We start from the raw sequence: 18,499 nt of genomic DNA on the forward strand, positions 1-18,499 counted from the left end.
TGTCCCTCCTTAGCCTTACTCCCAAGGCGATGCGTTTAAATTATTGTTTTTTAACAAAAAAAAACGCTGGCATACTTATTGCTTTAAAACCACTAGATTGTGATTGGAGAGTTGATAATGGATCGCGCACTGTATTTGGCCATGAGTGGTGCTAAGCAAGATATGTATGGTATGCAGTTACATGCCAACAACCTTGCCAACGTGAGAACAACCGGTTTTCGCGCAGACCTAGAGCAGGCGCGTAGTATGCAGGCTTACGGTGAAGGTTTGCCGTCTCGTGTTTTTGCGATGACTGAACGTCCGGGACAAGACTTTTCCCAAGGTGCGGTAATGACGACAGGCCGTGATCTGGATGTGACTGTTGAAGGCGACGGCTGGTTGACGGTTTTAGACCCATCGGGTCAAGAAGCGTATACTCGTGCCGGCCACCTGAAAATCGATCAGACCGGAATGCTGCAAAATAGCAATGGTAACCTGATGCTTGGTGAAGGTGGCGCTCCGATATTTATTCCTCTTCCAATCAGCAAAATTGAAATTGGTAATGACGGGACAATTTCTGTATTACCTCAGGGGGCACCACCGGAAGCAATGGAGGTGGTTGACCGCCTGAAGCTGGTACGTCCCGATAACCGTGATTTATATAAAGACGTCAACGGATTGTTCAAGCCGAAAAATCCTGGCCAAACATATGACGCTGATGCCGGTGTGACCTTGCTAAAAGGTGCCCTTGAAGGCAGTAATGTCAATGCTGTGGGTGAAATGACAAGCATGATTGATCTACAGCGACACTTTGAAATGCAGGTCAAATTAATGAAAACCGCAGAAGAGATGGATGCTTCGTCCGCTTCATTGATGCGTTTAGGCTAAACCGATAATAAGGAATAAAACATGCATCCAGCTTTATGGGTAAGTAAAACCGGTCTTGACGCTCAGCAAACGAATATCTCGACCATTTCCAACAACCTGGCTAACGCCTCAACAGTAGGTTTTAAGAAAAGCCGGGCTGTATTTGAAGATCTGTTTTATCAGAATATTAACCAACCGGGTGGCCAGTCTACTCAGGATACAGAGCTGCCATCTGGCCTGATGCTTGGTGCCGGTTCGAAAGTTGTCGCGACACAGAAGGTGTTTACCCAGGGTAATACCCAGACCACCAACAATGCGATGGACATGATGATTGAGGGGGATGGTTTCTTTCAGATCCTGCTTCCAGATGGCAACATGGGTTATACCCGTAATGGTCAGTTCACGATTAATGGTGAAGGTCAGTTGGTAACTAGTGGCTCGGGCTATGTGCTTCAGCCTGAAATTGTCGTTCCTGAAGATGCGGTTGGCATTACTGTCGGTACTGATGGTGAAGTCTCTGCCCGTATTCGTGGCCAGCAGGAAAACCAGGTGCTCGGTCAGATCACCACAGTGGATTTCATCAACCCGGGCGGCCTTGAGCCAATAGGTCAGAACTTGTTCTTGCCGACCGGTGCCAGCGGTGATGCTCAGGAAGGTGTTCCGGGCTTGGACGGTTTTGGTTCAGTTCGTCAGTCGATGCTGGAAACTTCTAACGTTAACGTAACTGAAGAGCTGGTAAACATGATTGAGGCACAACGGGTATATGAAATGAACTCTAAAGTGATCTCGACTGTTGACCAAATGCTTAGCTACGTTAACCAGCAGCTATAACAGGAGTTAAAGTGGCAATGAGAAAACTCATCGCAGGTCTAGTGATTGTGCTCTCCGGTTGTACTCAGCTGCCGGTTAAAGAGTCTGATATCAGTCAGGCGACAACCATGATTGACGCAGTTGAAGGTTCGACTGAAGAGAGTTCGACACTTATTGAGATGATGCGCCGCCGCGAAGACCCACAGGCAGGTGATCCTGCATGGGCAAGTGTACTTCCGCAGGAGAAGCCGGAGCATTATGCGACAGCAACGGGCTCCCTGTTTGATGTTACCGGTGCACAAGACTTGTATGATGACACTAAACCTCGTGGTATTGGTGATATTGTCACTATCTTACTGGAAGAGAAAACCCAGGCTAAGAAAAGTGCCAGTTCTGATTTAGATAAGTCGACAGATATGTCGATGGATCCACTACAACTGGGTGGACAAGCTGTAAAAATTGGTGAACGTGATTTGTCATATGCTGTGAGCAACGCCAACAAGTTTGCTGGCAGTACGTCGGCAGATCAGAGCAACAGTATCAAGGGTTCGATTTCAGTTGAAGTTATCGATGTGCTGGCTAACGGCAACCTGCTGGTACGTGGTGAGAAGTGGTTGACCCTGAATACCGGTGATGAATATATCCGTGTGAGCGGAACGGTTCGCCCGGATGATATCAGTCAGGAAAACACCATTGCTTCAACCCGAATTGCTAATGCACGTATACAGTATTCCGGCACTGGTGACCGACAAGATGTGCAGGAGCAGGGTTGGTTAGCTCGCTTTTTCAACGTTAGTATCTAACGGAGTTTCATAATGAAATTACGGACTTTTTGCTTTGGCTTGATGATGGTGCTGGCGTTGCCGTTACAGGCAGCACGAATTAAAGATGTCTCGGCCGTGGCTGGGGTGCGGAGTAACCAGTTGGTAGGTTACGGCCTGGTTGTCGGTTTACCGGGAACGGGGGAAACTACGCCGTTTACTGATCAGAGCTTCAATGCCATGTTGCAAAATTTCGGAATTCAGCTGCCGCCGGGCACTAAACCGAAAACAAAGAACGTAGCGGCAGTTGCGGTAAATGCAACGTTGCCACCGTTTACCAAACAGGGCCAGAGTATTGATATCACCGTATCATCAATTGGTTCGGCCAAAAGTCTACGTGGTGGTACTTTGTTGCAAACTTTCCTGAAAGGTTTGGACGGTAAAGTGTATGCGATTGCACAGGGTAGCCTGGTTGTTGGTGGGTTCAGTGCAACAGGGGCAGATGGTTCGAAAATTGTGGGTAATAACCCGACTGTCGGCCGTATTTCAAATGGTGCAATGGTCGAGCGTGAAGTGCCCAACCCATTTGGTCGTGGCGATTTCCTGACGTTTAATCTGTTTGAACCTGATTTTACTACCGCTCAGCGTATGGCTGATGCTATTAATCAGTTCCTTGGCCCTCAGATGGCGGCGGCGGTGGATGCCACCTCTATTCGTGTACGTGCTCCGAGAGATGTTAGCCAGCGCGTAGCATTTTTGTCGACTATTGAAAACCTGGAGTTTGACCCGGCTGAAGGGGCGGCAAAGATCATTGTAAACTCCCGTACAGGCACTATTGTGGTTGGCCAGAATGTGAAGTTGAAACCGGCTGCTATAACTCACGGTGGAATGACGGTCTCGATTAAAGAAAACTACTCGGTAAGCCAGCCAAATGGCTTTTCGGGAGGAAACACAGTTGTTGTGCCTAACTCGGATATTCAGGTGACCGAGGAAGACTCACGTATGTTCAAGTTTGAGCCGGGGATCACGCTCGATGAGCTGGTTAGGGCTGTGAACCAAGTTGGCGCAGCACCGTCGGATTTAATGGCAATTTTGCAGGCACTGAAGCAGGCCGGGGCAATAGAAGGCCAGCTGATCATTATTTAATTGAGGTTTCAGGATCTCGAGGGTGATATGAAAACAACTGATCCGGGTTTTATCCATGATATATCCAACCTTGAGCGATTAAGGTCGGGGATCAAAGAAGATGAAGGTGCGTCTTTGCGAGCGGCTGCCGAGCAGTTCGAGGCGATCTTCACTCAGATGTTGTTTAAGTCGATGCGTGAAGCCAATGAGGCTTTTGAATCTGACTTGATGAGCAGCAGCAATACCAAGTTCTTTGAGCAAATGCATGATGAACAGATGGCCAGTGAGCTGAGCTCGACAGGTTCATTAGGTCTTGCAGATCTTATCGTTTCACAGCTTGGCGGCGAAGAGATGAATGAGGCAGCAAAAAACGGGCCTTCAGAGCAAGCGGCGTTACCGCAGCGTCCTGATATACCTCAGGCTAAGCCACTGGATAATGTGGTTGCTAAGTCGGATACTGCAGTAGTTTCTCCGATAGAAAATGGCCCTTGGAAAGCGATGCCTCAAACGGAAGTGACGGCTGCGGCATCAGCCATGATGGCGCCGAAGTCACTAGATAATAATCTTACTTTTGAATCACCAGAAGATTTTGTAACGCGGATGCGTCCTTATGCCGAGAAAGCAGCTCATGCCTTGGGTACAGAGCCATCGGTGCTGATAGCACAAGCCGCACTGGAAACTGGCTGGGGTAAGAAAGTGATCAAAAATGCCGCTGATAACAGTAATAATCTGTTTAATATCAAGGCTGACCCACGCTGGTCCGGTTTGAAAGTGGCGACGAATACTCTGGAGTTTCATAACGGTATTCCGGTGCAGGAACGAGCGGCATTTCGTTCTTATGAAAGTTATCAGGAAAGCTTCAACGATTACGTACGCTTTTTGAATGACAACCCACGTTATTCTGAAGCCCTGGAACAACCGGCGGATCCGGTTAAGTTCATCCGAAATCTGCATAAAGCCGGTTATGCGACCGATCCCCAGTATTCAGATAAGATTATTAACGTGATGAATAAGGTCAATCAGTTAATGAAGTAAGTCTTTTATTAAAGGGTTAGCAGCGATGTTTGAACTATAAAAATTGCTGCTGATCACTTCCTGCCATTTTCTATCTACGATTCGGCAAGTCATTGCCCCAGCTTAAAAAGTAAGCATCCCTCAGTATTGCTCTCCCATATAAATCAAAGTCTTATCTGCTGGTAAAAGTTGGAACGTTTTTTGCTTGTTATAACCTGAATGATTTGTAACCCCCTCAATTTACTGGAGGCTTCATGGGGTTTGACTTGCTAAATATGGGTACCCAAGGCGTTTTGACTGCACAGCGTCAGTTAAACACGACCAGCCATAACATTAATAATGTTAATACTGAAGGCTACAGCCGTCAGTCTGTGGTACAGCAAGCTAATGCCCCTATGTGGTGGGGGGGCAACCAGTACGGTACTGGTGTGCATGCGGCAGAAGTTCGCCGCGGCTATGATCAGTTTGCTACCGATGAGCTAAATTTAACGACCACCAATCTTAGCTACGCCACAGAGCGGGAATCTCAGCTTGGCCGCTTGGATAGTATGCTGGCTAACAGTGCCAAGAAAATCCCGGAAGACATGAATCAGTGGTACGACGCTGTCAAAGCCTTGGCTGATAGCCCTAGCGATATGGGCGCGCGTACAGTTGTTCTTGAAAAAGCGAAATTGGTGGCGGCCGGACTTAACGACAACCACACAATTCTGGCTCGTCAGAAATCCGAAACCAACGAAGTACTTTCCCAGACATTAGGCCGAATTAATGACATTGCCCAAGAGTTGGTAGATGTCCATAAGGCATTGGTGAAAACTCCGGTATCGAAGCATGATAATGATTTGATGGACCGTCACCAGAACCTGATCAATGAGCTGTCGCAATACACCAAAGTCAGTGTTTCCCGTAAGAACGCTGAAACCTTCAATATCATGATTGGCAGTGGCCATACGCTGGTATCAGGAACCGAATGCAGTGAACTACGAATGGTTAACGGCAAACCGGATCCGCAGCAGACTCAGCTGGCTATAGTTGAAGGTAAGTCGCTTAAAACTATCCGTAACGATGATATTGGCGGCAAGATGGCGGCATTGTTTCAGTTTCGAGATGAAACCCTCTCCCATGGCATGGATGAGATGGGGCGTATCTCTATCGGCTTTGCCGATTCAGTCAATAATCTGCAGCAGCAGGGCTTGGATCTGAACGGTCAGGTGGGTGGAAATATGTTCCGCGATGTTAACGATCCTGCCGTTGCTGCGGCAAGAGCGATGTTGCCCCCGGGCTCTAATGCTGATTTGAAAGTGTATATCGAGGATTTGAATGCGCTGAAAATTGGAGAATACGATCTGACATTTGATGGTAGCCAGCATACCTTGGCATTACCGGATGGTTCCCGGCAGAAGGTGATCCCGAGTGGCACTCCGCCAGCCTTTGTTATGGATGGATTCCGGGTTGAAATGGATACGCCGATGAAAGCCGGAGAGCGTATTGTCCTTCGTCCAACCCGTTCGGCAGCAGGTGATATCAGTGTCACGATGAATGACTCGGCAAAAATTGCCGCCCAGAGTTATTTAAGTTCGGCAAGTAAAACCCAAGGCCAGGCACCGTTTAATATTACACGTGCCGGCGGTCTGTCTGAGTTTCAGGTGGCTGTATCGCCGGATGCCAGCCAGTTTGCCGTTCTTGATATGAAAGGCAATATTTTGCAGCCCCCACAGCCATACCCGCCAACGGGTGAAGTGGTTGTCGGTGGAACAGGTTTTACCCTAGGGCAGGGCGCGGTCGGTGGCGACTTATTTGCCGTTAATTTGAACGGAGCTGATGGCGATAATGGCAACTTGATCAAGATGCAAACCTTGCAGTCCACGAAGGTGATGGATGGTGGTCGCTCGACGGTCATTGATGTCTACCAGGGGCTGAATACCGAAATGGGTGTGCAGAAAGCATCGGCCGCTCGCCTAAAAGAAGTGGGCTTGGTAGAGAAAGATGCGGCAGAAAGCCGGGTAGCAGAAATCGGGGGGGTTAACCTCGATGAGGAAGCGGCAAACATGATGAAATTTCAGCAATCTTATATGGCTTCGTCGCGGATTATGACAGTGGCGAATGAAACCTTTGACACATTACTTAACGCGTCCCGCTAATAAAGGAGACTGATTATTATGATTAGCCGAATTGCCAGTTTCCATAACTACAGTTCTGTTGCCAACGACATGAACCGGCAGCAGGTGAAAGTCGCGGAAAACCAGGAGCAACTAGCTTCCGGTAAACGCCTGCTCACAGCTGGCGATGATCCTGTCTCCTCTATCTATATTCAGAACTTTGATCAGCAGAGCACTCAGATCGAGCAGTCGCTAAAGTCGATCACTTTGGCTCGAAACCGTCTGGATAATGAAGAATCGGTGATCACCGAAGTGGAAAGCTTGCTTGATGAAGCCAAGCGTAAAACCATGTTGATGGTTAACGGCTCTTTGTCTGCTGACGATCGGATCGCGCACAAACAAGACATGCAGGGGCTTTTTGATAACTTCATGAACTTGGCTAATGCCAAGGATGAGTCCGGCAACTTCATTTTTTCAGGTACTCAATATAGCAAGCAGCCGTTTTTCCGGGATAACAGCGGGCATGTAACTTATGCCGGTGACAGTTATCAGCGAATGGCGAAGGTTGCAACTGCCGTGGATATACCGATCAATGATGCTGGCGATAAGTTGTTTATGGAAGTGGATAACCCTTACGGCGATTACCAGCCAGAGTACGGCTTGCAAAGCGGTTCGTTACTGTTGTTGTCTCAGGCTCGAAATTCCAATAATGCTGATCAGGCCAGCTACAGGGTGGAGTTCTCTTCAACCCCTGCCGGCACTTCATACCATCTGTTCCAAAATGGCAGCGTGGTTAGTAGTGCTCAGTACGATCCGAGCAAAGGGATCGAATGGGGAACGTTGCAGATCGATGTGGAAGGCGATATCGAAAACGGTGATGTGATTGAGCTGACACGTCAGGACAAAGTGAATGTGTTTGATGCATTCAGGCGCAGTATTGAATTATCGGAGCGAAGTGTGTCGAATGCATCGGCATCGGGTGAACTTCACCAGGCTGTGGCTGAGCTGTCGGAAGGTTTTAAGCATATTAACCGGGCAAGATCGGAAATCGGAACCCGATTACAAACGCTGGATCGTCAGGAAGATATGCATGAGGATTTCAATATCGTCATGAGTCAGGCGCGCGGAACGCTGGAAGATCTTGATTATGCTACTGCGGTTATTGAGCTGAATGAAAATATGATGGCTCTACAGGCATCCCAACAGGCCTTCGCTCAAACTAAGGATCTAAACCTGTTTAATTATATTTAATACTGTGCGGTATTTTAAAAGTAGTTTTTAACTCCTTGTTACGGCAAAGGTTTCTAAAGGACGGAAAAACGGCAAACCAGATAGGCATTCGGTTGCCACCTACTGAAACAAAAGATGATAACTCAGTATAAATTGTTCTTATCTAATGTTTTATTTTTGGCACGATGGTTGCTTGAAAATAAATAAAGATAATCTTGGTGGCAAGTGAATTGCCTAAATAATTTACATATATGGCTGGCCCCGCTTCACTGTCTTTAGTACTGACTGTTGCGGGTAGGCTGTTTCGCTAACTTAGCGAAAGTCAAAGGAGAGCAAAATGGGTGTAACAGTTAACACCAACGTGTCTGCCATGACTGCGCAGCGTTACCTGGGCAAAGCAACAAGTGATCTGAATACCTCTATGGAACGTCTTTCTACAGGTAGTAAGATCAATAGTGCTAAAGACGATGCTGCAGGTCTGCAGATTTCAAACCGTTTGGTTGCACAGACGCGTGGCCTGAATGTCGCAATGCGTAATGCCAACGACGGTATTTCAATTGCGCAAACAGCTGAAGGTGCGATGCAGGAATCCACTAGTATCTTGCAGCGTATGCGAGATTTGTCCCTGCAGTCAGCCAACGGTGCTAACTCAGAAGAAGACCGTGTAGCGATTCAGCAAGAAGTGACAGCGCTTCAGGATGAATTGAACCGTATTGCAGAAACAACGGCATTTGGTGGTCGAAAGCTTCTAAATGGTACTTTTGGTGAAGCGGCTTTCCAGATCGGTGCTGATTCCGGTGAAGCCTTGATCATGGGTATGGATAGTGTTCGTGCTGACTATGAAAAGATGGGCGGTAGCCTGTTGGTATCAACAACCATAATTGAGCCAAAAGCAATTTTGAATGCCGATGCAACTGTTAGTTTTTCGGTAACGGATCAGTTTGGTAATAAGACCGACGCTAGCGTTGACCTGCTAAAAGGTGACGATATCGAAGAAATTGCAACCCGCATCAATGGTCAAAATAGTGCTGTTAATGCTTCGGTAAGCGAAAAGGGTGAGCTGCAGCTGTTTGCAGATGGTGGTGAGCTGACAATTACTCAGGGCAAGATGAGTATGCTTAATGAGGACGGCAAAGTCGCTCCTGGTGATATTGCTGGTGCTGCTCAGAACGTTACCGTCGGCGGTATTGATGTTGAGTCTGTCGGTGGTGCGCAGCAGGCGGTGCCAATCATTGATGCAGCATTGAAGTATCTTGATACCCAACGTGCGGATTTGGGTGCGAAGCAGAACCGTTTAGGCCACACAATTAACAACTTGGCGAATATTTCTGAAAACGTATCGCAGTCTAACAGTCGTATTCGCGATACTGATTTCGCGAAGGAAACGACGGAAATGACAAAGAGTCAGATCCTACAGCAGGCGAGTACATCGATCTTGGCTCAGGCCAAGCAGATACCTCAGGCTGCATTGACTTTGCTGCAATAATTTTCCGTTCTCGGAATGAGCGAAAACGGCAAGGGGGCAACCCCTTGCCGTTTTTGTTGTGCGCCGAGCATGGTGTTAACCTAGGAGGTGAAAGTCCTCTACGGGCCTTGTCGAGCAGGAACTGTTAGCCTATGCAAGGGGGTCCACCGTGAGGTGGAATCTGAAGGAAGCAAATGGCAAAACATAGCTTTGACGGACAAAAATTTGATAGTAGGCATAGTCAACTTGGGTAACCTAGTAATAGATAGAATAGCCCAGAGCCTCGAACAGAAGTGTGACTATGTAAATCAGGCAGAGCTATGGGAAAGGGTGGCATCTTACCTCGGGAGATCTTATCAACTGTCTCATAGACTAGGTTAGCAGAGATGCTTAACGAAGGTTGATAAGAAGTCAGCAGAGGGCATAGTACATTACAAATGTAAGGAAGGTCTGAACCGAGATTATACAATTCACAAATTCTCAATGTCTTTAGGGTCTCAGACAAAGAGTAGAACCCCTACAGCTACGTTGATAAAAATGGTGAAGTCGGAAATGGAACCATGATCAGTGAAGAGAGACAAGCCACAGTGGCGTTGGAGTTAAGAAAGAATATTTAAGCTAATCATAAGATTGGTATATCTCGGAACCGCCGTATGTGACCCACGCTTGTACGGTAGTGTGTGAGGCCTCCTCCAACTCGATTGTTTAAAACTAAGACAAGATTATTCTTAGCACTTAGCACTTAGCAACTGAGCTGGTTATCGATATTAGTGTCTGATTATTGAAGATTTTATTTTATATTCCTGTTACCGATTCTTCGCTTCTCTCCTTTCTGTATCTTCATGAATCTGATCACTTTTCAGAGTTACCACAAAAAAAATTAAAAAAAATCTTAAAGGTTTCCAATCGTATGCCGTTAAAAGTCATGTACGAAGAATAACAAGGTTTTTCCGGCAGGGCTGGGCAAGCCATATCGATTACTTAAGGAGAAACATTATGGCAGTTACAGTAAATACTAACGTTTCTGCAATGACCGCTCAGCGCTTTCTGGGTAAGGCTACTGAAGCTCAGGGCGACTCGATGGAGCGTCTTTCTACTGGTAGCAAGATCAACAGTGCAAAAGACGATGCGGCAGGTCTGCAGATCTCTAACCGTTTGATGACCCAGAGTCGTGGTTTAGACGTAGCAGTACGTAATGCCAACGACGGTATCTCAATGGCACAGACCGCTGAGGGTTCTATGCAGGAAACAACCAGTATCCTGCAACGTATGCGTGACTTGTCACTGCAGTCTGCTAACGGCTCTAACTCACAGGAAGACCGTGAATCAATCCAGACAGAAGTTGCATCGCTGAACGATGAACTTAACCGTATCGCAGAAACTACGTCTTTTGGTGGTACTAAGCTGCTAAACGGCACATTCGGTTCTCGTTCGTTCCAGGTGGGTGCAGACTCAGGTGAAGCGGTACAGATGAGCTTCAAGAATATGCGTTCCGACGGTTCTGATATGGGTGGCAGCATGCTGGTTTCTGACAAAACTGCACCAGCTGACTCTACACTGAAAGCAGACACTACTGTTGGCCTGACTGTTACTGATAAGATCAGTGGTGCGGTAACAGATATCAATGTTAACCTGGTTAAGGGCGACGATATCGAAGAGATCGCAACTCGCATCAACGGCCAGAATGACCAGATCAACGCATCGGTTTCTGAAAATGGTGAATTGCAACTGTTCACTACTGACGGTACTGTGGGCGTTAAAACTGGCGCTATGACCATGCTTGGCAGCGACGGTAAAGATGTTGATGCAACAATCGGTGGTACTGCAGCAAATCTGACGGTTTCAGAGATTGACGTTACTTCGGTTGGTGGTGCGCAGCAAGCAGTTGCGATTCTTGATGGTGCGATGAAGTATGTTGACTCCCACCGTGCGGATCTGGGTGCTACTCAGAACCGTTTTGGTTACACAATCAACAACTTAGAGAACGCTAACGAGAACGTAAACGCATCTAACAGTCGTATTCGTGATACTGACTTTGCGAAAGAAACAACAACTTTGACGCAGAACCAGATTCTTTCTCAGGCATCTACGTCTATCCTTGCTCAGGCAAAACAGGCGCCTCAAGCGGCACTGAGCCTGCTAGGTTAATATCTCGTAATAACGGTAAGGGGGCAGCTCCTTGCCGTTTTCTGCTATCAGAAGGTGAAAGAATATGGATGTCAAACCTGTTTCTACTTCTTCACTTCCTCCCCGTTCTTCTGAGAATGGCACCCATTCCTCTGTTGGCACCCATTCCTCTGTTGGCACAAATATTGCTCATAAATATAATAGTCCTTATCAGGAGCCTTTATCTGCCGCAACTCCTATTCGTAATCAGTCGTCAGTAGCATCAAGCAGTGACAAAAGCGAATCAGCTGTTCATCGGGTTGAACAAAGTATCGATGTTGTTCAGCAGCGTAAGCTGCAGCGCGAGGAGTTGGAAAAGGTAGTAGAGCGTATCGAAGAGTTCGTCGGTAGTACGCTCAATAAAGGGCTGGCTTTTCGGATTGATGAAGAGTCTGGCAAAAACATCGTCATCATTTACGATAAGCGTACCGGTGATGTTGTTCGTCAACTACCTGATGAAGATATGTTAGCATTATCCCGACAGCTTGCCGCTCACTCGGGAGGGTTGTTACAGACGAAAGTGTAAATCGACATCATTTGAGGTAGTCAATGAATATAGGCGCAGCAGCCACGGCTTCCGGTTTTGATATTAACAGCATGGTTAACAAAATCGTTGAGGCAGAGCGGGCTCCGAAAGAAGCGCGGATAAATGAGCGCCGAGATAACGTTGATGTCAGCATCAGTGCCTACGGCAAGTTGAAAGGTTCGCTGAATGACATGAAATTTATGATGGCCGATTTTCGTCGTAACCATGATCTATCGGCACGAACTGCTTCATCAGATAACAACGATGTGCTGACAGCCAAAGCTTCACATGAGGCAATCCCTGGGAAATATAGCGTTAAGATTGAGCAGTTGGCGCAATCTCACAAGGTTGTATCCGGAACTTTTGATGAAGATAAAACGATGGGGGCCGGCAAGCTTGCAATTTCATTGGGTGGCAGCAAGTTTGATGTTGACATCCCTGAAAACGAAAGCAAGATTATTGATGTTGTTCGCCAGATCAACCGTCATCCATCGAATACCGGCGTTATGGCCTCAGTGATCAAAGATGATGCCGGTGCCCGCTTGGTTTTGTCTGCTGATAAAAGCGGCGAGCAGAATTCGATTAAGGTGCGAGTTGATGCCCCAGTTGCCAGTACACTGCAAAAATTTGGCTTCAACCCCAATAATGAAGTCAACATGATGAGTGAAATGCAGGTTGCCAAGGATGCTAAAGTCGTTATTGACGGGCTGGCAACGGTGACTAGCGATTCCAACACGATTAAAGATGCTATTAAGGGTGTCGATCTCAATCTGGTCGCTATGGCAGATAGCAAAGGCGATTCGGATGCCGTCATAGACGTGGCTTATGACCGTGTTGCCGTTGGCGGAGCGATAGAACAGTTTGTTAACGCTTATAACCAGTTTTTCGAAACGTCCCAACAACTGGCCAAGTTTGATCCTGAAACTCAGGAAAAAGGACCATTGGTGGGCGATAGTATTATCCGTACCGTGAATAATCAGTTACGTTCCGCATTTTCTTCCCCAATCGAAGGTGCCCCGGACACGGTCAAAACACTGAGTGAACTCGGGGTGATGACAACCATGGCCGGCCGTCTAGAAATTGACTACGATTTGCTGGACAGACAGCTTGAACAAAACTTTTCCGATGTTGGCGAGTTTTTTGGTAGCCGGAATGGTTTTGCCCGACGGGTCGAAGATTTAATCCATGCCCATACAGGGATCACCGGCAGTATCAAGGGGCGGCAGAATAGCCTCAGTGATCAGATGATGCGTCTGAATACAGAGCAAACCAATCTGAATCGCCGGATGGAAGGTGTTCAGAAGCGTACCCATGATCAGTTTAGCGCTATGGATAGCGCTATGGGTAAGATGAAAGGTCAGCTCAGCTCAATGATGAGTATGATGCCGTAGTAATGAATTAGGTAAGAGAGTCACGCATGCAGCATTTACAACAGCTAGACAGTGAATTGGAGGTTATGCTCTCCGCTGAAGGGGATGTAGACCCTGAACTGTTGCAGCAGTTATTGCAGCAGCGTGAACAGATCTTGCGTGCGTTAATGGCCCAGTCTGAACTCCTGGAAAAAACAGCGTGGCAGGCGGCCGTCGAACGAACGTCGTGCTTACTTGAACAGATCTGCCTACGCCGGGACAGATCAGCAAGTCAGCTTCAGCGACTACAGCACGGGCAACGCTCGATGCAGGTTTACAATAAATTTCGGTAAGGTTAGAAAAATGACAATGAGAGGATCTCTACAGGCTTATAAACGAGTCTCAGTGGATAGTCAGTTAACATCGGCATCGCCGCACCGGGTGGTTTCGATGCTAATGGCTGGAGCAATTGAGCGTTTGATCCAAGGCAAGGTTGCCATGCAGCAGGGCTCAATTGCGGTAAAGGGTGAGCGCTTGGGTAAAGCGTTGGATATCGTGATCAGCCTGCGCAGCTGTTTATCGATGGATGATGGTGGTGATGTTGCATCAAACCTAGACTCTTTGTACGAGTTTATGATTCAGCAAATCTACAAGGCAAACCAGGAAAACCTGGCCGAGCCGATTGATGATGTTATTGAAATGTTGCGCGGAATTAAGTCTGCTTGGGATCAGATCCCGACGGAATTTCACAGTATGACACAGCTTGATATGTAGTTGTTATTTTGCTCTTATGAAGTTAGTTTGTTATTGGCTTCCGGTGTCTGGAAGCCAAAAAATAAGCTAAAATAAGCTGAATTGCATTTTCCTTTGTACGGGCTTCACAGCTTTTGTGTGTCCTTGGTTGCCTTATCCTGAGCTTTTATTACAATGGATATCAATAATTTTTGGTTGCTGTTCCTCAGTAATACTAAGCTGAATAATTTTAAATGTAATTAAAAGTTATCCAGTTTGGTATAAAAGCCACAGAAATAGAACATCCTATAAAGGCAGGCAATATCTCTCCTATGCAAGCTTTAGCTAAAACCCTCGTAATTGATGACGATCAGCAGCATCGTCATGACCTTGGTGTCATTCTTAATTTTGTTGGAGAACAGCATGAGGCTGTTTCAACAAACGAGGTGGATAATTCGCTTTGGAAAAAGGATTGGAGTGCCTGTTTACTGGGAAAAATAAGTACCGGTAAATCACTTAATAAGACTCTGGACTTCCTGCGAATTCATAATCATATTCCCGTCATTGCATTATCGGATCATGCCCGTGAATTGGCTGGCTTACCGAATTATGTCGGTGAGCTTGAGTTGCCTCTTCATTACGGACAATTATCGGATGCTTTACGCCATTGTCAGGAATTTCTTGGCAAGCGAGCGTTCCAGGTGCCGCAGCTGGCCCGGAAAAATACATTATTCCGCAGCATGGTCGGTCGTAGCGAAGCGATTAGCGAGATTCGTCACTTGGTAGAGCAAGTGGCTGTAACTGATGCTAGCGTTTTGATTCTAGGTGAATCTGGTACTGGCAAGGAAGTCGTGGCTCGTAATATTCACTACCATTCATCTCGAGGTAAAGGTCCCTTCGTACCAGTTAACTGTGGCGCGATCCCGCCGGACTTACTGGAAAGCGAGTTGTTTGGTCATGAAAAGGGTGCGTTTACCGGTGCAATTGCAGCCCGTAAAGGCCGTTTTGAGTTGGCTGAAGGTGGTACATTATTTCTTGACGAAATTGGTGATATGCCGATGTCGATGCAGGTTAAGCTATTGCGAGTTCTGCAAGAGCGCTGTTTCGAACGTGTTGGTGGTAATGGCACCATCAAGGCTGATGTTCGTATCGTTGCTGCAACTCACCGTAATCTGGATGTGATGATCAGTGAAAATACGTTCCGTGAGGATCTGTATTATCGTTTGAATGTTTTCCCAATCGAGATGCCAGCATTGCGTGATCGTATCGGTGATGTTCCGCTGTTATTGCAAGAGTTGTTGGCTCGAATGGAAGCGGAAGGGGCGAAACGTGTTCATTTTACTCCGCGGGCGATTTCATCTTTGATGGATCATGATTGGCCGGGCAATGTTCGTGAGTTGGCGAACCTGGTTGAGCGTTTGATCATTTTGTATCCGGGCGAAATGGTAGATGTGAATCATCTACCGATGAAGTACCGTTACAATGAGCTGCCAGATTTCCAGCCGGAAGAACATTTCTTATCGACTGAAGATCAGGAGCGTGCAGCTCTTGCTGATATGTTTGCTACCAGTTATGTTGAGCCGGAAGATGGTTCACCGGGCAATGACCTGCCTCCTGAAGGTGTTAATCTGAAGGAGATGCTGGCAGAGCTGGAAGTGGAGATGATCCGACAGGCTCTTGAGGCACAAACAGGTGTAGTGGCGCGAGCTGCCGACATGCTGGGTATGCGACGTACTACGCTGGTTGAAAAAATGCGTAAGTACGGCCTTAACAAAGAAGATCTTCGATAAGGCAAATAATTCCGATGGTGTCATTTTCTTGACGCCGTCAGTTTCCTTCTCTAGGTTACAACCTGTTGATACTATTGGTTTTATTTTGGCATAAAAAGTGCTTCATTAAGACTTTTATGCGAACTGATCAGGTATTACATGGGCGACAACGTATCTCCGCTAGGCACATTAACACAGCAAGTTGGCCGTTATCAGCAGGTGCTGGATGTCATGCCGTCAGGGGTTATTTTTCTCGACTCGATGGGCACTGTTTGTGAAGCCAATCCCGAAGCCCATCGCTTGCTTGGCAAGCCGCTTGAAGGAGAACGTTGGTTTTCCGTTATCCAGCGGGCTTTTGATCCTCAAGAAGATGATGGTCACGAAGTTTCCTTACGTAGCGGGCGTAAGGTAAAATTGGCTATTTCAGCGTCCGATAGTGGACAGTTGATTTTTATTACAGATATGACGGAAACTCGCCTGCTACAGTCGCGGATCAGTGAAATGCAGCGGTTGTCGTCATTGGGGAAAATGGTAGCGTCATTGGCACACCAAGTGCGTACTCCGCTATCGAGTGCAATGTTATATGCCTCTAATTTATCGTCACCGAACTTGAATTCTCAGACCCGAGAACGATTTCAAGCCAAATTAGTCGATCGCCTTCGTGATTTGGAAAAGCAGGTTAATGATATGCTGCTGTTTGCCAAAGGTGGGGATAATAAAGTTGTCGAGCTGTTTTCGATGGAGAGCCTGCTCAATGAGCTGGAAAACATGGTCGAGGCAATGGTCGTGGCCAACCAGGTGGATTTCAGTATTGATTGCGATGATGAAAGCTTGGAGATTTTGGGTAATCCCAATGCTTTGGCAAGCGCAATAAGTAACCTGATTACGAATGCAATCCAGATGGCTGGGAAGAAGTGTAAGGTTGCGGTTAATTGCCAGCTACACGACAAGGCGATTCATTTGTCGGTGCTGGATAATGGCCCGGGTATTGAACCTGAAATGCAGGTCAAGATCCTGGAACCTTTCTTTACGACAAGGCAGCAGGGAACCGGGCTCGGTCTTGCTGTTGTACAAATGGTGGCTTCTGCCCATAAAGGGCGTTTGTTATTAGAATCCGAGCTAGGCAAAGGGGCGTGTTTTACATTGACGCTTCCTTTGGCTGATACTCAGGCTTCCAAGCCTGAAACCGCCCAAAACGAGAACGAAGCAGCAATTGGAGAGTTACGATGAATCAAAGCCGTGTACTAGTTGTTGAGGATGATGAAGGGCTACGCGAAGCTCTGGTCGATACCTTGGCATTGGCGGGTTATCAGTGGCTTGAGGCAGAAAGTGCTGAACAAGCCTTATTGTTGTTGAAATCTGAACCTGTCGACATTGTTGTTTCCGATGTGCAGATGGCTGGTATGGACGGTCTTGGATTGTTGCGTAGTATCAAGCAGCACTGGCCTAAGTTGCCAGTATTGTTGATGACAGCTTATGCTAATATCGAGGGTGCGGTATCGGCAATGAAAGATGGTGCGATTGACTATATGGCTAAGCCTTTTGCACCGGAAGTGTTATTGAATATGGTGAGTCGCTATGCGCCGGTTAAGAACGTGTCGGGGCGTGCGATCGTCGCGGATGAAAAATCACTCAAGTTGTTGGCGCTGGCAGAGAAAGTGGCCAAGACGGATGCCAGTGTGATGGTTCTGGGGCCAAGTGGTTCGGGTAAGGAAGTGATGTCTCGTTACATTCACGAACACTCCCACCGCAGTGATGGCCCGTTTATCGCCATTAACTGTGCTGCTATTCCAGATAATATGCTCGAAGCGACTTTGTTCGGTTATGAGAAAGGAGCGTTTACCGGGGCTGTTCAGGCGTGTCCGGGTAAGTTTGAGCAGGCGCAGGGTGGTACGATTTTGCTTGATGAAATCAGCGAGATGGATCTGAGCCTTCAGGCTAAGCTGCTGCGAGTGTTGCAGGAACGTGAAGTTGAACGTTTAGGCAGTCGTAAGAGTATTAAGTTGGATGTGCGGGTACTGGCAACCAGTAACCGTGACCTGAAGCAGTATGTGGCTGAAGGGCATTTTCGTGAAGATTTGTATTACCGCCTGAATGTATTTCCGTTAGTATGGCCTGCATTGGCCGAGCGAAAGGGTGATATTGCACCTCTGGCCACTTACCTGACAGAGCGACATTGCGTGAAGCAGGGATTGCCGATGCCAAAAATCAGTCAGTCGGCATTAATGAAGCTGCAACAGTATGCATGGCCGGGTAATGTCCGCGAGCTAGATAATGTGATTCAACGGGCACTGATCCTTTGTGATGGCAATAGCATTGAAAATGACCACATTTTGCTTGAAGGGCTGGACTGGCTGGATGCACAAAGCCTGCAAAGCGCGGTGGAATCGACAGCCATGGCACCGGTTATTGAGCCCGTTCAGGTATCGCCATCATTGGCAGGCTTGGGGAACGAGCTGCGTGAGCAGGAATTTGCCATTATCTTGGAGACCATCCGAGCTTGTGACGGGCGCCGGAAAGATGTCGCTGATAAGTTGGGCATTAGCCCGCGAACCCTTCGCTATAAATTGGCGAAAATGCGTGATACTGGAATTGACATCCCAGTTTAGG

At 47.3% G+C, this 18,499-nt stretch carries 16 protein-coding genes; all 16 read left to right on the plus strand.

Annotated elements, in window-relative coordinates; genetic code table 11:
* Nucleotides 1-117 precede the first annotated feature (117 nt).
* The 16 genes from flgF (at nucleotide 118) to Q0852_RS07560 (ending at nucleotide 18,498) form a co-directional block, all read left to right on the plus strand.
* Nucleotides 118-867, plus strand: coding sequence for a flagellar basal-body rod protein FlgF (gene flgF / locus Q0852_RS07485; RefSeq protein ID WP_299016093.1), 750 nt, complete (start codon nucleotides 118-120; stop codon nucleotides 865-867).
* Between the two features lie 21 nt (nucleotides 868-888).
* Nucleotides 889-1,677, plus strand: coding sequence for a flagellar basal-body rod protein FlgG (flgG, locus tag Q0852_RS07490; RefSeq protein ID WP_299016096.1), 789 nt, complete (start codon nucleotides 889-891; stop codon nucleotides 1,675-1,677).
* 17 nt (nucleotides 1,678-1,694) lie between these two features.
* Nucleotides 1,695-2,459 (plus strand): flagellar basal body L-ring protein FlgH, encoded by a 765-nt coding sequence (flgH, locus tag Q0852_RS07495; RefSeq protein WP_299016099.1) that lies wholly within the window; start codon nucleotides 1,695-1,697, stop codon nucleotides 2,457-2,459.
* 12 nt (nucleotides 2,460-2,471) lie between these two features.
* A complete protein-coding gene (locus tag Q0852_RS07500; protein WP_299016102.1) occupies nucleotides 2,472-3,563 on the plus strand; it encodes a flagellar basal body P-ring protein FlgI in 1,092 nt (363 codons plus the stop codon).
* A 27-nt stretch (nucleotides 3,564-3,590) separates the two neighbouring features.
* Complete coding sequence (flgJ, locus tag Q0852_RS07505) at nucleotides 3,591-4,577, plus strand: flagellar assembly peptidoglycan hydrolase FlgJ (protein WP_299016105.1); 987 nt, start codon at nucleotides 3,591-3,593, stop codon at nucleotides 4,575-4,577.
* A 233-nt stretch (nucleotides 4,578-4,810) separates the two neighbouring features.
* Nucleotides 4,811-6,694 (plus strand): flagellar hook-associated protein FlgK, encoded by a 1,884-nt coding sequence (gene flgK, locus Q0852_RS07510; RefSeq protein WP_299016108.1) that lies wholly within the window; start codon nucleotides 4,811-4,813, stop codon nucleotides 6,692-6,694.
* 18 nt (nucleotides 6,695-6,712) lie between these two features.
* Nucleotides 6,713-7,903 (plus strand): flagellar hook-associated protein FlgL, encoded by a 1,191-nt coding sequence (gene flgL / locus Q0852_RS07515; RefSeq protein ID WP_299016113.1) that lies wholly within the window; start codon nucleotides 6,713-6,715, stop codon nucleotides 7,901-7,903.
* A 316-nt stretch (nucleotides 7,904-8,219) separates the two neighbouring features.
* Complete coding sequence (locus Q0852_RS07520; RefSeq protein WP_299016116.1) at nucleotides 8,220-9,368, plus strand: flagellin; 1,149 nt, start codon at nucleotides 8,220-8,222, stop codon at nucleotides 9,366-9,368.
* 975 nt (nucleotides 9,369-10,343) lie between these two features.
* On the plus strand, nucleotides 10,344-11,495 hold the full coding sequence (locus Q0852_RS07525) for a flagellin (RefSeq protein WP_299016119.1): 1,152 nt from the start codon (nucleotides 10,344-10,346) through the stop codon (nucleotides 11,493-11,495).
* A 64-nt stretch (nucleotides 11,496-11,559) separates the two neighbouring features.
* Nucleotides 11,560-12,039 (plus strand): flagellar protein FlaG, encoded by a 480-nt coding sequence (locus tag Q0852_RS07530; RefSeq protein ID WP_299016122.1) that lies wholly within the window; start codon nucleotides 11,560-11,562, stop codon nucleotides 12,037-12,039.
* A gap of 23 nt (nucleotides 12,040-12,062) precedes the next feature.
* Nucleotides 12,063-13,430: a flagellar filament capping protein FliD gene (gene fliD / locus Q0852_RS07535; protein ID WP_299016124.1), complete on the plus strand. Its 1,368-nt coding sequence runs from the start codon at nucleotides 12,063-12,065 to the stop codon at nucleotides 13,428-13,430.
* A gap of 26 nt (nucleotides 13,431-13,456) precedes the next feature.
* On the plus strand, nucleotides 13,457-13,741 hold the full coding sequence (locus Q0852_RS07540; RefSeq protein ID WP_299016127.1) for a flagellar rod protein FlaI: 285 nt from the start codon (nucleotides 13,457-13,459) through the stop codon (nucleotides 13,739-13,741).
* A gap of 16 nt (nucleotides 13,742-13,757) precedes the next feature.
* Entirely contained in the window at nucleotides 13,758-14,162 is a 405-nt protein-coding gene (fliS, locus tag Q0852_RS07545) for a flagellar export chaperone FliS (protein WP_299016370.1), read from the plus strand.
* Between the two features lie 290 nt (nucleotides 14,163-14,452).
* Nucleotides 14,453-15,910 carry a sigma-54 dependent transcriptional regulator gene (locus Q0852_RS07550; RefSeq protein WP_299016130.1) on the plus strand — a complete coding sequence of 486 codons (1,458 nt, stop codon included), beginning with the start codon at nucleotides 14,453-14,455 and terminating at the stop codon, nucleotides 15,908-15,910.
* 138 nt (nucleotides 15,911-16,048) lie between these two features.
* Nucleotides 16,049-17,119: an ATP-binding protein gene (locus tag Q0852_RS07555; RefSeq protein WP_299016133.1), complete on the plus strand. Its 1,071-nt coding sequence runs from the start codon at nucleotides 16,049-16,051 to the stop codon at nucleotides 17,117-17,119.
* Nucleotides 17,116-18,498 (plus strand): sigma-54 dependent transcriptional regulator, encoded by a 1,383-nt coding sequence (locus Q0852_RS07560; protein ID WP_299016136.1) that lies wholly within the window; start codon nucleotides 17,116-17,118, stop codon nucleotides 18,496-18,498. The genes Q0852_RS07555 and Q0852_RS07560 overlap by 4 nt, the downstream gene beginning before the upstream one ends.
* The last annotated feature ends 1 nt before the right edge of the window (nucleotide 18,499 follow it).

The sequence above is a fragment of the uncultured Photobacterium sp. genome, assembly GCF_947502415.1.
Classification (GTDB): domain Bacteria; phylum Pseudomonadota; class Gammaproteobacteria; order Enterobacterales; family Vibrionaceae; genus Photobacterium.

What these genes read in the sequence shown, in the direction of transcription:
- flgF (WP_299016093.1), top strand. Translation starts at nt 118, where the DNA reads ATGGATCGCGCACTGTATTTGGCCATGAGTGGTGCTAAGCAAGATATG.
- flgG (WP_299016096.1), top strand. Translation starts at nt 889, where the DNA reads ATGCATCCAGCTTTATGGGTAAGTAAAACCGGTCTTGACGCTCAGCAA.
- flgH (WP_299016099.1), top strand. Translation starts at nt 1,695, where the DNA reads ATGAGAAAACTCATCGCAGGTCTAGTGATTGTGCTCTCCGGTTGTACT.
- Q0852_RS07500 (WP_299016102.1), top strand. Translation starts at nt 2,472, where the DNA reads ATGAAATTACGGACTTTTTGCTTTGGCTTGATGATGGTGCTGGCGTTG.
- flgJ (WP_299016105.1), top strand. Translation starts at nt 3,591, where the DNA reads ATGAAAACAACTGATCCGGGTTTTATCCATGATATATCCAACCTTGAG.
- flgK (WP_299016108.1), top strand. Translation starts at nt 4,811, where the DNA reads ATGGGGTTTGACTTGCTAAATATGGGTACCCAAGGCGTTTTGACTGCA.
- flgL (WP_299016113.1), top strand. Translation starts at nt 6,713, where the DNA reads ATGATTAGCCGAATTGCCAGTTTCCATAACTACAGTTCTGTTGCCAAC.
- Q0852_RS07520 (WP_299016116.1), top strand. Translation starts at nt 8,220, where the DNA reads ATGGGTGTAACAGTTAACACCAACGTGTCTGCCATGACTGCGCAGCGT.
- Q0852_RS07525 (WP_299016119.1), top strand. Translation starts at nt 10,344, where the DNA reads ATGGCAGTTACAGTAAATACTAACGTTTCTGCAATGACCGCTCAGCGC.
- Q0852_RS07530 (WP_299016122.1), top strand. Translation starts at nt 11,560, where the DNA reads ATGGATGTCAAACCTGTTTCTACTTCTTCACTTCCTCCCCGTTCTTCT.
- fliD (WP_299016124.1), top strand. Translation starts at nt 12,063, where the DNA reads ATGAATATAGGCGCAGCAGCCACGGCTTCCGGTTTTGATATTAACAGC.
- Q0852_RS07540 (WP_299016127.1), top strand. Translation starts at nt 13,457, where the DNA reads ATGCAGCATTTACAACAGCTAGACAGTGAATTGGAGGTTATGCTCTCC.
- fliS (WP_299016370.1), top strand. Translation starts at nt 13,758, where the DNA reads ATGAGAGGATCTCTACAGGCTTATAAACGAGTCTCAGTGGATAGTCAG.
- Q0852_RS07550 (WP_299016130.1), top strand. Translation starts at nt 14,453, where the DNA reads ATGCAAGCTTTAGCTAAAACCCTCGTAATTGATGACGATCAGCAGCAT.
- Q0852_RS07555 (WP_299016133.1), top strand. Translation starts at nt 16,049, where the DNA reads ATGGGCGACAACGTATCTCCGCTAGGCACATTAACACAGCAAGTTGGC.
- Q0852_RS07560 (WP_299016136.1), top strand. Translation starts at nt 17,116, where the DNA reads ATGAATCAAAGCCGTGTACTAGTTGTTGAGGATGATGAAGGGCTACGC.